Below are 239 nucleotides of genomic sequence, written 5' to 3' on the forward strand. Positions count from 1 at the left end.
GGCTGCAAAATTAAGAACTTTTAAGCTTCTTTACTTCTGCAACAAATTCTTTCGACGGCTTAAAGGCTGGAATGTAGTGCTCTGGGTTCTCCACAGCCACATTCTTTTTAATGTTACGGCCAATCTTGGCGGCTCTCTTTTTAGTGGTGAATCAACCATAACCCCGGATGTAGATGCGCTCGCCATCAGCAAGCGCGTCGTTTACCTCCTTAAACATAGCCTCGAGTGTCACTAACACA

The 239-nt window shown here is 45.2% G+C and carries 1 protein-coding gene; it reads right to left on the reverse strand.

Annotated elements, in window-relative coordinates; all coding sequences use genetic code 11:
- Positions 1-10: 10 nt before the first annotated feature.
- Positions 11-100, reverse strand: a complete 90-nt coding sequence (locus KVT36_RS32930) for a hypothetical protein (protein ID WP_368670062.1) — start codon at positions 98-100, stop codon at positions 11-13.
- Positions 101-239: the final 139 nt, after the last annotated feature.

This window comes from Chitinophaga sp. GbtcB8 (assembly GCF_019091455.1).
In the GTDB taxonomy this organism is placed as follows: Bacteria; Bacteroidota; Bacteroidia; order Chitinophagales; family Chitinophagaceae; genus Chitinophaga.